Source organism: Actinomadura sp. WMMB 499, assembly GCF_008824145.1.
Taxonomy (GTDB): Bacteria; Actinomycetota; Actinomycetes; order Streptosporangiales; family Streptosporangiaceae; genus Spirillospora.
Genome location: NZ_CP044407.1, coordinates 147,705 through 161,462, shown reverse-complemented (window position 1 = coordinate 161,462; position 13,758 = coordinate 147,705). Strand labels below are relative to the sequence as shown.

General features: G+C 72.6%; 12 protein-coding genes and 3 pseudogenes. 12 read left to right on the top strand and 3 right to left on the bottom strand.

The features are described 5' to 3' along the window. Positions 1-68: 68 nt before the first annotated feature. The 6 genes from F7P10_RS00770 (at position 69) to mshC (ending at position 5,298) form a co-directional block, all read left to right on the top strand. Positions 69-848, top strand: a complete 780-nt coding sequence (locus F7P10_RS00770) for an SCO1664 family protein (RefSeq protein ID WP_151007597.1) — start codon at positions 69-71, stop codon at positions 846-848. Between the two features lie 87 nt (positions 849-935). Beyond that, positions 936-1,709 (top strand): NRDE family protein, encoded by a 774-nt coding sequence (locus F7P10_RS00765; protein WP_151007596.1) that lies wholly within the window; start codon positions 936-938, stop codon positions 1,707-1,709. Positions 1,710-1,904: 195 nt separating this feature from the next. After that, positions 1,905-2,408 (top strand): hypothetical protein, encoded by a 504-nt coding sequence (locus F7P10_RS43785; RefSeq protein ID WP_254716336.1) that lies wholly within the window; start codon positions 1,905-1,907, stop codon positions 2,406-2,408. After that, positions 2,369-2,995 carry an ABC transporter permease gene (locus tag F7P10_RS43780; RefSeq protein ID WP_254716335.1) on the top strand — a complete coding sequence of 209 codons (627 nt, stop codon included), beginning with the start codon at positions 2,369-2,371 and terminating at the stop codon, positions 2,993-2,995. Before F7P10_RS43785 ends, F7P10_RS43780 begins: the two co-directional genes overlap by 40 nt. Continuing rightward, positions 2,992-3,936, top strand: a complete 945-nt coding sequence (locus F7P10_RS00755) for an ABC transporter permease (protein WP_151007595.1) — start codon at positions 2,992-2,994, stop codon at positions 3,934-3,936. The genes F7P10_RS43780 and F7P10_RS00755 overlap by 4 nt, the downstream gene beginning before the upstream one ends. A 117-nt stretch (positions 3,937-4,053) precedes the next feature. Beyond that, on the top strand, positions 4,054-5,298 hold the full coding sequence (gene mshC, locus F7P10_RS00750; RefSeq protein WP_151007594.1) for a cysteine--1-D-myo-inosityl 2-amino-2-deoxy-alpha-D-glucopyranoside ligase: 1,245 nt from the start codon (positions 4,054-4,056) through the stop codon (positions 5,296-5,298). A gap of 31 nt (positions 5,299-5,329) precedes the next feature. Here the strand turns inward: mshC and F7P10_RS00745 are convergent, their stop codons facing one another. The 3 genes and pseudogenes from F7P10_RS00745 to F7P10_RS44975 form a co-directional block, all read right to left on the bottom strand. Next, a complete protein-coding gene (locus tag F7P10_RS00745) occupies positions 5,330-5,869 on the bottom strand; it encodes a TrmH family RNA methyltransferase (RefSeq protein WP_151007593.1) in 540 nt (179 codons plus the stop codon). A gap of 206 nt (positions 5,870-6,075) precedes the next feature. Further along, positions 6,076-6,917 (bottom strand): annotated as a pseudogene (locus F7P10_RS00740) (PAC2 family protein). Between the two features lie 194 nt (positions 6,918-7,111). After that, a pseudogene (locus F7P10_RS44975) lies at positions 7,112-7,569 on the bottom strand (universal stress protein). Between the two features lie 123 nt (positions 7,570-7,692). Between F7P10_RS44975 and F7P10_RS45265 the strand changes: the two are divergent. The 6 genes and pseudogenes from F7P10_RS45265 to F7P10_RS00710 all read left to right on the top strand — a co-directional run bounded on the left by F7P10_RS45265 (position 7,693) and on the right by F7P10_RS00710 (position 13,688). Beyond that, complete coding sequence (locus F7P10_RS45265; RefSeq protein ID WP_368077447.1) at positions 7,693-7,878, top strand: hypothetical protein; 186 nt, start codon at positions 7,693-7,695, stop codon at positions 7,876-7,878. Next, positions 7,866-8,165: pseudogene (locus F7P10_RS45260) on the top strand (HAD family hydrolase); the annotation flags it as partial. The gene F7P10_RS45265 and the pseudogene F7P10_RS45260, both read left to right, overlap by 13 nt. Positions 8,166-8,726: 561 nt before the next feature. Then, entirely contained in the window at positions 8,727-9,158 is a 432-nt protein-coding gene (locus F7P10_RS00725; protein WP_151007592.1) for a hypothetical protein, read from the top strand. A gap of 611 nt (positions 9,159-9,769) precedes the next feature. Then, the gene (locus tag F7P10_RS00720; protein ID WP_176611259.1) at positions 9,770-10,762 is read left to right on the top strand and encodes an ABC transporter permease; all 993 of its coding nucleotides are present in this window, start codon (positions 9,770-9,772) and stop codon (positions 10,760-10,762) included. Positions 10,763-10,806: 44 nt separating this feature from the next. After that, entirely contained in the window at positions 10,807-12,570 is a 1,764-nt protein-coding gene (locus F7P10_RS00715) for an ABC transporter substrate-binding protein (protein WP_218040318.1), read from the top strand. A 104-nt stretch (positions 12,571-12,674) separates the two neighbouring features. After that, on the top strand, positions 12,675-13,688 hold the full coding sequence (locus tag F7P10_RS00710) for an ABC transporter permease (RefSeq protein WP_151007591.1): 1,014 nt from the start codon (positions 12,675-12,677) through the stop codon (positions 13,686-13,688). Positions 13,689-13,758: the final 70 nt, after the last annotated feature.

Here is a 13,758-nt window from a genome sequence, read left to right as displayed (position 1 = left end):
TCCGCGACGCGCCGTGCGGGATCGGCGCCGTACTGGATCATGAAGGCGGATGCCGGGAGAATGAGCGCATGACCCAGTCGTCCCGGGATCGGGCGCCCGCCGGTGACGGCGCGTCCGGACGCCCGGTGTCCCCGCGCGACGTCGCCGCCGCCGAACGGCTGCTGCTCGCCGGGCGGCTGACCGTGGAGGGCCGGCTCGTCCAGGCGTCCAACGCCACCCTGTACTGCTCCGTCGAGCAGGGAGAGCTGTCGGCCGCGTGCGTCTACAAGCCGGTCGCGGGGGAGCGCCCGCTGTGGGACTTCCCCGACGGCACCCTCGCCGAGCGGGAGGTCGCCGCCTACGAGGTGTCCCGGGTGATGGGCTGGGACACCGTCCCGCCGACCGTGCACCGCGACGGCCCCTACGGTCCCGGCATGGTGCAGCTGTGGGTGGAGCCCGACGCCGGCGTCGACCTGGTCGCCCTGTCGCGCTCGGACGACGAGGCGGTGCGCCGGATGGCGGTGTTCGACGCCGTCATCAACAACGCCGACCGCAAGATCGGGCACCTGCTGCCGCCCGGCGACGGCCACGTCTACGGCTGCGACCACGGCGTCAGCTTCTCCGTCGAGTACAAGCTGCGGACCGTGCTGTGGCAGTGGCGCGGCGACGCCCTGACCGCCGACGCGCTCGAGGCGCTCGGCCGCGTCGAGGCGGGGCTGCGCGGCGGCGGGCTCGGGGCGCGGCTGGCGGAACTGCTCACCGCCGAGGAGGTCGACGCCACCCGGCGCCGCGTGGAGCTGATGCTCAAGCACCGCGTCCACCCCTACCCGCCGGAGGACTGGCCCGCGGTGCCCTGGCCGCCGCTCTGACGGGCCCGGCCGCGTCGAAGGCCGGGGCCGCGCCCGGCGCGGGACCCCGCCGTCATCGCATTCCACACATGATGCTCAAATTGGGGCATGTGCACGGCGATCATCAGTGTCGACCCGTCCTCCCCGGTGCCGGTCCTGCTCGCGGGCGTCCGAGACGAGTTCGTGGACCGCGCGTGGCAGCCGCCCGCCCCGCACTGGCCGGACCGTCCCGGCCTCGTCGGCGGGCGTGACCTGCGCGCGGGCGGCACCTGGCTGGCGGTGGACCCCGCCGCGCCCCGCGCCGGGGTGGTGCTGAACGGGCGCGGCCGGTTCGCGCCCGAGGACCGCCGCGCCAGCCGGGGGGAACTGCCGCTGCTGGCCGCCTCGGGCGGTGACCCGCGCGCGCTCGACCTGGCCGCCTTCGACCCCTTCCACCTGGCCGCCGCCGAGCCGGGCGGGGTGCGGGTCTGGAGCTGGGACGGCGAGACCCTCGCCGAGCGCGACCTCGGCCCCGGTGTGCACCTCATCGTCAACAGCGGCCTGGAGGGCGGGGGAGGGGCCGCCGCCGGCGACGCGCGGGAGGACGCCTACCTGACGGCCCGCCTCGCCCACTTCCGGCCGCGGATGCTCACCGCGCCCCGCCCGGAGCCCGGCCTCGGCGACGAGCCCGCCGCCAAGGCGTGGGGCGCCTGGCTGCCGCTGATCGACGGGGACGGGCTGGCCCGCGCGGACCACCGGGCCCTGCTGCCGCTGATCGACTTCGGCGACGGGAAGGTGTGGGGCACCACCTCGGTCAGCCTCGTCGCGCTCGCCGCGGACCGGGCCCGCTACGACTTCTCGGCCCTTCCGGGAGACTCCGCCGCCTGGACCCGCGTCCTCTGAAACCCCGCCTTCCCCGTCCCCCGTCCCCCCGTTCGCCCGTTTCCGGGCCCCGCTCCCCGTCTCCCGGAGCGGCCCCCGTCCCGCTCGCCGCCGCCACGGTGCCGCACGCCGCGCGCGCGGACCGTTCTGCCGTAACGGCCGCCTTCCGATGACGCCCGGTGCTACTTTGACTACCTATTGCGATCTTTGTCGGCGGTGCTGTTGGGGGCGGGGCCCGTGTTCAAGCAGGAGATCGCGGCGGGCGCCCGGGACGCCGGGCGCGCCGCCCGGCGGCGCGCCCGCCGCGCCGCCCGCACCGCGCGGCCGGAGACGCTCCCGCCGTCCGTCCGTCCCGCGGAGGACGGCACCGCGGACGGTTACGCCGGGGGCACCGCCGCCGGGCGGACGCCGTTCCAGCTCGCCCTCGCACGGTTCCGCCGCGACCGGCCCGCGCTGGCGGCCGCCGGGACGCTGCTGCTCATCGCCGCGTTCGCCGCGCTCGCGCCGCTGTGGGCGCACCTGTCCGGCCACCCCTACGACGCGACGTTCCCGGACACCGGCCTCGACCCCGCCGGGCAGCCCCGCGGCCCCGGCCGCGAGTTCTGGCTCGGCGCCGACCAGCTCGGCCGCGACGTCCTGGTCCGCACCGCCTACGGGGCGCGGATCTCCCTGATCGTCGGGTGGGCGCGGCGGCGCTCGCCGCCGCCGCCGGGACGCTGATCGGCGTCGTCGCGGGATTCTGCGGCGGCGCCGTCGACACCGTCCTCGCCCGCCTCATGGACGTCACCCTGGCGCTGCCCTACCTGCTCGTCGCGATCACCCTCGCCACCACCTTCCCGGTGCGGTCGGTCGCGGGCGGCCTGGCGATGACGATCCTGATCGTCGCGTTCTTCTCCGTCGCCTCGTTCGGGCGCGTCGTCCGCGGCCAGGTCCTCTCGCTGCGGCGGAACGAGTTCATCGAGGCGGCCCGCGCGCTCGGCGCCTCCAACGCGCGGATCATGGTGTCGGAGGTGCTGCCGAACCTCACCGCGCAGATCACGGTGCTGACCTCGCTGCTGATCCCCGGCGCGATCGTCGCCGAGGCGACCCTGTCGTTCCTGGGCGTCGGCGTCCGCCCCCCGACGCCGAGCTGGGGCTCGATGCTCGGCGAGGGCACCGACGTGTTCCAGACCGCCTGGTGGCTGCTGGCCGTGCCGGGCGTCCTGCTGCTGCTGACCACGCTGGCGTCCAACCTGCTCGGCGAGGGGATCCGGGACGCCCTGGCCCCCCGCGCCGACGCCGTCCCCGGGGGCGGTGACGGCCCGTGACGGGGTTCGTGCTGCGCCGCGCGCTGTTCGCCGCGCTGGTGATGTGGCTGGTCTCCACGCTGGTGTTCGCGTTCCTGCACCTGTCGCCCGTCTCCGTCGAACGGGTCATCGCGGGCCCCCGCGCCACCGCCGACACCCTCGAACGGGTCCGCGAGAGCCTCGGCCTGGACCGTCCCGTCCCCGCCCGGTACGCGGCGTTCCTCGGCCGGCTGCTGCGCGGCGACCTCGGCGACTCCCACATCAGCGGCGCCCCCGTCGCGCAGCTGATCGCCGAACGGCTCCCCACGACGCTGCTGCTGGTGGGCGGCGCCGCGGTGCTGTGGTTCGCCGGGGGCGTCCTCGCCGGCACGGTGAGCGCGGCCCGAGCCCGCGGACCGTGGGACCGCGCGATGACCGTGCTCACCCTCGTCGGCCTGTCCACGCCGCCGTTCGTCGCGGCGCTCGTCCTGCTGCACCTGTTCTCCGCCCGGCTCGGCGCCGCCGGCCTGCCGTTCTTCGAGGCGGGACCGCCCCTGCAGGAGCACTTCCTGCAGCGCATGATCCTGCCCTGGGCGGCGCTGGCGCTGCTGATGGCCGCCGCCTACGCCCGCCTGACCCGCGGCGCCCTGCTGGAAGCGCTCGGCGAGGACTACGTCCGGACGGCCCGCGCGAAGGGGCTCACCGAACGCCGCGTCGTCGTCCGGCACGGGCTGCGGTCCGCGCTCACCCCCGTCGTCACCCAGTTCGGCGTGGACGTCGGCGCCCTCATCGGCTCCACGGTCGTCACCGAGAAGGTGTTCGGCCTGCAGGGCGTCGGGCAGCTCGTCACCCGTTCCATCGCCACCGGCGACACGCCCGTGGTGATCGGCGTGACGATCACCGTGACGTTCTTCGTGATCGTCGCGAACCTGCTGGTGGACCTCGCGTACGCGCTGCTCGACCCCCGCGTGCGTCCGGCCTGATCCGGCGGCGGCCCTGCACGGAGTGAACCCGTACATCTCAGTGAACCCGTACATCTCGCGCGAAGTTTCAACGAACGCGGATCAAAGCCGCGAGCCGCTCGCGGATAAGCTTTCCGTATGCGATCGTGGCACGCCTCCGATGTCCCCGGCCTCTCCGACGCGGGACTGCCCGCCGCGGAGCGGCCGCTCAGCCTGCACGACACGGGGACGGGCGCGGCGCGACCCACGCTCGCCGACGGCGTGCGGGACGGACGCGCCGCCCGGATGTACGTCTGCGGCATCACCCCCTACGACGCGACCCACATCGGGCACGCCAACACCTACCTCGCCTTCGACCTGGTGAACCGCGTGTGGCGCGACCTCGGCCACGACGTCCACTACGTGCAGAACGCCACCGACGTCGACGACCCGCTCCTGGAACGTGCCCGCGACACCGGCGAGGACTGGCGCGCCCTCGCCGACCGGGAGATCGAACTGTTCCGCGCGGACATGACCGCGCTGCGGATCCTGCCGCCCGACCGCTACATCGGCGCGGTCGAGGCCATCCCGCTGGTCATCGAGATGATCGAGAAGCTGCGCGGCCGCGACGCCGCCTACGACGTCGACGGCGACGTGTACTTCCCGGTCGCCGCCGACCCCGCGTTCGGGGAGGTCAGCCGGCTGACCCGCGCGGAGATGGCGCCGCTGTTCGCCGAGCGCGGCGGCGACCCCGCCCGTCCCGGCAAGCGCGACCCCCTCGACGCGCTGCTGTGGCTGCGGCGCCGCCCGGACGAGCCCGGCTGGGACTCGCCGTTCGGCGAGGGCCGCCCCGGCTGGCACGTGGAATGCTCCGCGATCTCCGTCGAGTACCTGGGCATGGCTTTCGACGTCGAGGGCGGCGGGTCGGACCTGGCGTTCCCGCACCACGAGATGAGCGCCTCGCACGCGCAGGTCGCGACGGGCGAGCGGCCGCACGCGCGCGCGTACGTCCACGCCGGGATGGTCGGGCTGGACGGCGAGAAGATGTCCAAGTCGCGCGGCAACCTGGTATTCGTGTCGAAGCTGCGGGAGGCGGGCACCGACCCGATGGCGATCCGGCTGACGCTGCTCGCCCACCACTACCGCTCCGACTGGGAATGGACGGACGCGCAACTCGCGGAGGCCACGGACCGCCTCGGCCGGTGGCGCGCCGCCGCCGCCCGCCCGGCCGGTCCCGCCGCCGCGCCCGTCGCCGCCGCCGTCCGCGCCCGGCTGGCCGACGACCTGGACGCGCCCGGCGCGCTCGCGGCGATCGACGCGTGGGCCGCCGCGGAGGGCGGCGACGAGGCCGCACCCGCGCAGGTCGCGGCGATCGCCGACGCCCTCCTCGGCATCGCCCTGTGAGCGGCCCTGTGAGCGGCCCTGTGACCGGCGGTCACAGCAGGCCGGCCAGCTTGTAGAGGACGAGCGACCCGGCGACCGCGACGTTCAGGCTGCTGCCGGCGCCGACCATGGGGATTTCCACGGCGGCGTCGAGCAGGCCGAGCGCCTCGGCGGGGATGCCGTGCCGCTCGTGCCCGAGGACGGCCACGGTGCGGCTCCGCGCGGCGGGCAGGTCGGCGAGCCGGACGGCCTCGTCGGCCAGCTCGACCCCCACCACGCGGGCGCCCGCGTCGCGCTGCCGCGCCAGCCACCGGAGGGGGTCGCCCGTCCAGTGCACGCAGGAGGGGCGGCGCAGCGTGTTGCCGCGCTCGAGCGCCTCGGGCACCCAGGGCAGGCGCGGCACGGCCAGGCAGGCGCCGACGGCGTCGCAGGTCCGCAGGAGGGTGCCGAGGTTGGCGCCGTGCAGCGGCCACAGCGGCGCGGCGACGAGATGGTCCCAGCAGGAATGGGCGCGGTCGCGGCGTCGGCGCCGCAGCTCGCGGGCGGGCCGGACGCGGATCGCGGGCCCGGGCCGGGCGGGCCGGCGGGTCACCGGTCCGGGGCGCCGCGGCCCTCCAGTACACGAGAGATCATGATGGACGCACTTGTCGGCGTGCGCGGGCCATCACCGGGGAGTCGGTCGGCGCCAGTCTAGCCCGCCCGCACGACGCGCACCGCACGACCACCGCGCGACGGGCATCGCGCGGTCGGTATCGCGCGGTCGGTATCGCGCGGTCGGTATCGCGCGGGCCGTCGGGTTCACTCGGGGTCGCGGCGCCGCAGGTAGCGCTCGAACTCGCGGGCGATCGCGTCGCCGCTGGCCTCCGGCAGCTCGGTGGCGTCCTTCTGCTCCTCCAGCGTCCGGACGTAGTCGGCGACCTCGGAGTCCTCCTCGGCGAGCTCGTTCACTCCGTTCTCCCAGGCCCGCGCCTCCTCGGGGAGCTCGCCCAGCGGGACCGTGACGTCCAGGAGGTCCTCGACGCGGCGCAGCAGCGCCAGCGTCGCCTTCGGGACGGGGGCTGCGCCACGTAGTGGGGGACCGCGGCCCACAGCGACACGGTCTCGAAGTCGGCGCGCGTGCAGGCGTCCTGCAGTACCCCGAGGATCCCGGTCGGCCCCTCGTAGCGGGCCGGTTCCAGGTGCAGGGTGTCGACGACCGACGCCTGCGACGCCGCGCCGGTGACCGGCACGGGCCGGGTGTGCGGCGCGTCGGCGAGCAGCGCGCCGAGCAGCACGACGTTGCGGACGTCCAGTTCGAGCATCAGCCCGACCAGCTCCCGGCAGAACGACCGCCACCGCATGTTCGGCTCGATGCCGTGCACCAGAACGACGTCGCGGCCCGTGGGCAGCCGCGCCCACGAGATCCGCGTCGTCGGCCAGGTGACGCCGCGGGTCTCCCCGTCGGTCATCTCCACGATCGGCCGCGTCACCTGGAAGTCGTAGTAGTCGTCGGGGTCGAGCTCGGCGATCGGGACCGCGTCCCAGGTGCTCTCCAGGTGCCCGATCACGCCGCTGGCGGCCTCCCCGGCGTCGTTCCACCCCTCGAAGGCGGCCACGAGCACCGGATCCACGAGATCCGGCACGCTTTCGAGCTCGATCACGCGCTGCTCCTTCCGACGCCCAGGTACAGCGTCACCGCGGGGGGCCGTCATTCCCGGGGGTCGGGGGGCCCCGCGATGATCGGTGGCTGTCAGCCTACGTCCTGACGGTGACGTACCCCGCCCGTGCGGCGCCAGACGCCCGGCGTGTACGCCCGAGGCGGAAAGCGGGTCACGATCCGATCACTGCCGCCGTTTCACTTCCCGTCGGTCGTGTGCACGATGAGCACGTCGCACGGGGAGCGGTGCGACAGGTTCGCCGGGACGGAGCCGAGGATGCGGCCGGCGAGGCTGTTGAGCCCCCGGTTGCCGATCACGACCAGGCCGACGGCCCGCTCCTTGGCGACCTTGGAGATGACGTCGACGGCGTCGCCCTCGACCGCCACCTGCTCGATGTCGGAGGCGCCGGCCGCGACCGCCCGCTCCCGCGCGGCCCGCAGCGCGTCGTCGGCCGGGGTGGAGCCCTGCACCTTGTAGGCCAGGTCGCCGAGCCGGTCGGCCGTCCTGGCGCGCTCACGCTCGGCATCGCGCTGTAGGCGGAGGCGAGCAGGAGCCGCGCGCCGGTGGCGGCGGCCAGCTGCGCCGCCCGGTCCACGGCGCGGAAGGACGAGTCCGAGCCGTCGGTGCCGCAGAGGATGATGCCGTACGCGCTCATACCGCTCCTTACTCGTTGGTAGTTCTCGAATGGGCACGTTAGCGGTCCAGCATGTGGACACGGAAGAGGAAACCGGGACCCCGCGGCTATGGTGGGGCGCCCATGCCCGTCGAGAGGAGACGCGTGACCCCCCAGGCCCCCCGCGCCGTGCTGTTCGACATGGACGGCCTGCTGATCGACTCCGAGCGCCTCTGGCTGGAGGTGGAGTCCGAGGTCATGGCCTGGCTGGGCGGCACGTGGACGCCGAGGACCAGGAGAAGCTCGTCGGCGGGTCGCTGTCGATCGCGGTCGCCCACATGCTGGAGCTGACCGGCGCGGACGCCTCGCCCGAGGAGGTCGGCGCGCGGATGCTGGACGGGATGCACGAGCGGCTGAGCGCGTGCGCGCCGATGATGCCCGGCGCCAAGGAGCTGCTCGCCGAGCTGCGCACCGCGGGCGTCCCCGCGGCGCTGGTGTCCTCCAGTCATCGGCGGCTCATCGAGCCGGTGCTGGACGCGGTGGGCCGCGAGCATTTCGCGCTCAGCGTCGCGGGGGACGAGGTGGCCGACACCAAGCCGCACCCCGAGCCCTACCTGACCGCCGCGGCCCGGCTCGGCGCGGACCCGGCCCGCTGCGTCGTCCTGGAGGACTCGCCGAACGGCGTCGCCGCAGGGAGGCCGCGGGCTGCGTCGTGGTCGCGGTGCCGGGCGTCCTGCCGATCCCGCCCGCCCCCGGGCGGACGGTCGTGGCGTCGCTGCGGGACATCGACCTGGCGCGGCTGCGCGAGCTGTCGGGCTGACCCGTACCGGACCCTCCGGCCGGTGCGGGGTCCTCCGCGAGGTCGTCCCGGCGGGGCGTCGCCGGTGGAAGATGCCCGCCCGGTGGTGAGGCCGCCCCGGCTCCACCGTTCCGTCATCGTTCCGTTGCCGGACGTTGACATGCGCTTCCCTCGCCACCCTGGAAGGGACGGCGTCCCGGGCCGGACAGGTCCCGCGGCGGCGGGCGTCCGACATGCGCGCCCTGAGATGCGCACCCTGATACCGCAGGGGCACATTCCCGGGGTCGGTCCCGCGGAAGGAGGAGGTCGCGCGGCCCGCAAACCGTCCGCCGGGAGGAGCGGCGCCGGGCCGGGACGTGTGACCATGGGAGCGGCAGCACCACACGGATGAGGGGCCGGCATGAGCGACGCAGCCATTTTCGCGATCAGTCTCGGGGTGACCCTGGTGGGGCTGGTGATCAGCTGGGGGGTGGCCCGCCGCCGCGGCGCCGCGACCGGGGTGCGCGGCGCGGCCCTGTCGCTGGTGCCGGTCGGCGCGGCGCTGACGGGGGTGACCGGCTTCTTCGTCGACCTGGCCTTCGACCCCGGGAAGTGGGCGGGCGTCGTGGTCATCGGCCTCGCGGTCGTCCTCTACATGGCCTCCGGCGCGATGCTCGCCCGCCGCTCCGGCGGCGGCCGCAAGGAGCCCGGTCCCGGCAAGTCCGGGGGGGAGTCGGGCGGCCGGCGGGCCGCGGCCGGCAAGGCACCCAAGGGAGAGGTCGGCGGCGCGCAGGGCGCCGACCCCGAGATGGACGAGATCGAGCAGATCCTCCGCAACCGCGGCATTTCCTGACCGCACCGTCCCGCCCGCGGCGCCTCGCGCCCGGCGGCACGTTCCGGCATCCGAGCAGGGCCTCCGAACCTGGGGGCCCTGCTCTGTGCATAGACCAGCCTCCTTTGTGCTCTCTTCACTTCCCTGCTCCTGACAGAACTTGTCAAGAGCCCGCCGCCGCGTCCCGCGGACCGGGCCGTCCGGGGCTGTGCCGGGGTGCCCGCCGAACCGCCGGTGCGCCGCGCCGCGCGCGTCCGTGGCCCCTGGGGCGGCTGTGCACTAGCGTGCTGACCTGCGGAGAAAGAGTCTCAGGACGGACTCGGTCCGGTAAAGGTTCCCGGTCCGAGGGCCGCTGGGGTGCAACCCACTCTGAGGGTGGTCGTACTATTCGGGCGATTTGTCCGGCGAGTTTGTGCATGACGCGTGTGCCCGAGATGACGACGAGATCACAAGTCAGATACGGGTACTGGCGCAGCCCGCCTCACGGATGGACAGTCGTGCCCGAAGGACTACGTTTCCCTTCAGCAAACGCGGCGTAACGGGCACGGGAGGCTGCGGATGATCTCCGCGATCGCCGGTCGCACGCCGGCGGCATGGCCTGAACCCAGTGGCCGGACGGTAGGAGGTAGAGCGTGGCCGCACCCATCGAGGTGACCGGTTCCGACGGCGAGGCGCAGCCCGAAGCTGTCCTGGAGGGCATGCAGGGGAAGAAGATCCAGGGCCGGTCCCTCGGCCAGATCGCGTGGATGCGCCTCAGGCGGGACAAGGTCGCGCTCACCGGTGGTGGCGTGGTGATCCTGCTGATCCTCATCGCGATCTTCGGGCCGTTCTTCGTGCAGGACCCGCTCGCCTACCACCAGAACCTGATCGACCCGACCTACAGCCGTCCCAAGGACGGCTTCTGGCACTCGGGGATCAGCGGCGAGCACCTGCTGGGCGTCGAGCCGGGCACCGGCCGCGACATGCTCGCCCGGATCGTGTACGGCGCCCGGATCTCCCTGCTGGTGTCGTTCCTGGCGACGCTCCTGTCGGTCGTCATCGGCACGGTCCTCGGCATCACCGCCGGCTACTTCGGCGGCTGGGTCGACTACCTCATCAGCCGCGCCATGGACGTGTTCCTTGCCTTCCCGCTGCTGCTGTTCGCGATCGCCCTGGTCGGCGTCGTGACCGACGGTTCGTTCGGGCTGAGCGGCAACGGGCTGCGGGTCTCGGTCCTCGTCTTCGTGATCGGCTTCTTCAACTGGCCCTACATCGGCCGGATCGTCCGCGGGCAGACGCTGTCGCTGCGCGAGCGCGAGTTCGTCGACGCCGCCCGCAGCATGGGCGCCCGCAGCGGATACGTCCTGTTCAAGGAGGTCCTGCCGAACCTCGTCGCGCCGATCCTCGTGTACTCCACGCTGCTGATCCCGACGAACATCCTGTTCGAGGCAGCCCTGTCGTTCCTCGGCGTCGGCGTGATCCCGCCGACCCCGTCGTGGGGCGGCATGCTCACCCTGGCCGTCCCGCTGTACGCGACCGCCCCGATGTACATGATCATCCCGGGCATGGCCATCTTCATCACCGTCCTCGCCTTCAACCTTTTCGGTGACGGGCTGCGGGACGCTCTCGACCCCCGGGCCAAGTGACCTCGGGTTAACTCACCCGCCTAAGTGAAGGGGTGCGCCTGCACATGAAACTGATGAGATCCATCTCGGTCCTCGCGGCCGGGGTGCTCGCCACCGGGGCCCTCGCGGCCTGCGGCGGCGGTGACTCCGACGGTTCGGGGGAAGGCCCCGGCTTCAACGCCGCCGTGAACGAGGTCGCCAACGTCTCGGACAAGAAGGGCGGCACGCTCCGCCTCGCCAGCTCCGACGACTGGGACTCCCCGGACCCGGGCAACACTTACTACGCGTTCTCGAGCAACTTCGCCCGCCTGTACGGCCGTTCGCTGACGACGTTCAAGCCGGCCGCGGGCAAGGAGAGCCTGGAGATCGTCCCCGACCTGGCCAGCGGTCTCGGGACGCCCAGCAACGACAGCAAGACCTGGACGTACAAGATCCGGACCGGCGTGAAGTTCAGCGACGGCACCACGGTCACGTCCAAGGACGTCAAGTACGCCGTCGAGCGCAGCAACTTCTCCAAGGAGCTGCAGCTCGGGCCGAAGTACTTCAAGCAGTACCTGGTCGACAACGACGAGCCGTACAAGGGCCCGTACGAGGACGACTCCGAGCAGGGCCTGGAGTCCATCGAGACTCCCGACGACCAGACGATCGTCTTCAACCTGAAGGAACCGTTCTCGGAGTTCGACTACCTGGTGCAGATGCCCCAGACCATGCCGGTGCCGAAGGAGAAGGACACCGGCCTGAAGTACGAGACCGCGATCGTGTCGTCGGGCCCGTACAAGGTCGACAGCTACCAGCGCGGCAAGCAGATGACCCTGTCCCGCAACCCGCACTGGGACAAGAACACCGACCCGATCCGCAAGGCGCTGCCGGACAAGATCACGGTCGAGCTGAAGCAGAACGGCGACGACATCGACCAGCGTCTGCTCAGCGGCGATCTGGAGATGGACATCGCCGGCGTCGGCGTCCAGTCGGCCGCGCAGCCGAAGGTCCTCGCCGCCGACCAGAAGCCCTATGTCGACAACCCCGTCCAGGGCTACCTGCGGTACATGGCGCTGAACCAGCACGTCAAGCCGCTCGACAACGTCCACTGCCGCCGCGCCGTGCAGTACGCCACGGACAAGGTCGCCGCGCAGACCGCCTACGGCGGCCCGCTGGCCGGCGGCGACGTCGCCACCACGGTGCAGCCGACGAACCTCGAGTCGTACCAGAAGTTCGACCTGTACCCGCAGAAGCAGGCCGAGGGCGGCGGTCTCGACGAGGCCACCATCGCCAAGGCCAAGCAGGAGCTGCAGGAATGCGGCCAGCCGAACGGCTTCAGCACCAAGATCTCGGCCCGTTCGGACCGGAAGAAGGAAGTCGCGATGGCCCAGGCCATCCAGCAGGCGCTGAAGAAGGTCGGCATCAACGCCAGCATCGTGCAGTTCCCGGCCGGTGACTACTTCAACAAGTTCGTCGGCGTGCCGGACTACGTCCATGAGCACGGCGTCGGCATGATGCTGATGGCGTGGGCCCCGGACTGGCCGACCGGCTACGGGTTCCTGCAGCAGATCGTGCACGGCTCGGCGATCAAGCCGTCCGGCGGCACGAACCTGTCCGAGCTGGACGACCCGAAGATCAACCAGGCGCTCGACGGCGCCATCTCCAACACCGACAAGGCCGCGCGCACCAAGATCTACAGCGAGGTCGACAAGATGGTGATGGAGAACGCCAGCATCGTCCCGCTCATCTACGCCAAGGCGCTGCTCTACCGGCCGCAGAACGTCACCAACGTCGGCATCACCGGTGGCTACGGCGGCATGTACGACTACCTCAACATGGGCGTGGAGTGATCAACCGCTCGCTCGCCTCTCCATCCGAAGGCAGGTGAAGGCGACGCCCGCCGGCCGGGTCCGGGCCCACAGGTCCACCCGGCCGGCGGGCCGGGCCGCGCATAGTGTTCGCATACATCATCCGGCGCCTCATCGGGGCCGTCATCATGCTGCTGGTGGTCACGCTGGTGACCTTCGGCATCTTCTTCGGTCTGCCGAAGCTGGCGGGTCAGACCACCGACCAGCTCGCGGCCGCGTACGTCGGCAAGGCCCCCACCGCGCAGGCGATCCAGGACACCAAGGAGCGCCTGAAGCTGGACGAGCCGATCGTGGTCCAGTACGGAGACTTCCTCAAGGGGATCGTCGCGGGCAAGGACCTCGACCTCGGGCCGACCAGCGAGCATTGCTCCGCGCCCTGCCTCGGCTACTCGTTCAACTCCAGCCAGCAGGTGCTGCCGACGCTGGCCGACCGGGCCCCCGCGACGCTGTCGCTGGCGATCGGCGCGGCCGTGATCTGGCTGACCGTCGGGATCACCACCGGTGTCGTGTCGGCGCTGCGCCGCGGCAGCAAGTGGGATCGCGGCGCCATGGTGATCGCGCTCGCCGGGGTGTCGCTGCCCATCTACTTCACCGGACTGGTGTCGCTCGCCCTGTTCTCCTACACCCTGGAGATCTTCCCGGGCGGCGGCAGTTACCGGCCGATCACCGAGGACCCGGTGAGATGGTTCCAGTCGCTGGTGCTGCCGTGGGTGACGCTCGCGTTCCTGTACGCGGCGATGTACGCGCGGCTCACCAGAGCGGGCATGCTGGAGACGATGAACGAGGACTACATCCGCACGGCCCGAGCCAAGGGGCTGGCGGAAAAGCAGGTCGTGACCAGGCACGCGCTCCGCGCCACCCTGACACCGATCATGACCGTGTTCGGGCTGGACCTCGGGCTGCTGCTCGGCGGCGCGGTGCTGACGGAGAACACCTTCGGCATCCACGGGCTGGGGCAGCTCGCGATCAGCTCGATCAACAGCAGCGACCTGCCGATGGTCCTCGGGGTGACGCTGATCACCGCCACCTCCATCGTCGTGATCAACCTGATCGTGGACCTCCTCTACGCCATCGTCGACCCGAGAGTGAGGCTGGGCTGATGACCGAGAAGACGCCCGCCGCCGCGGACGAGGCGACCGCCGGGCCGGCCCGCGAGGCCGCGGCCGCCGC

Excerpts from the sequence above, each read along its gene's own strand:
- F7P10_RS00770 (WP_151007597.1), top strand. The coding sequence starts at position 69 with ATGACCCAGTCGTCCCGGGATCGGGCGCCCGCCGGTGACGGCGCGTCC.
- F7P10_RS00765 (WP_151007596.1), top strand. The coding sequence starts at position 936 with ATGTGCACGGCGATCATCAGTGTCGACCCGTCCTCCCCGGTGCCGGTC.
- mshC (WP_151007594.1), top strand. The coding sequence starts at position 4,054 with ATGCGATCGTGGCACGCCTCCGATGTCCCCGGCCTCTCCGACGCGGGA.
- F7P10_RS00725 (WP_151007592.1), top strand. The coding sequence starts at position 8,727 with ATGAGCGACGCAGCCATTTTCGCGATCAGTCTCGGGGTGACCCTGGTG.
- F7P10_RS00715 (WP_218040318.1), top strand. The coding sequence starts at position 10,807 with ATGAAACTGATGAGATCCATCTCGGTCCTCGCGGCCGGGGTGCTCGCC.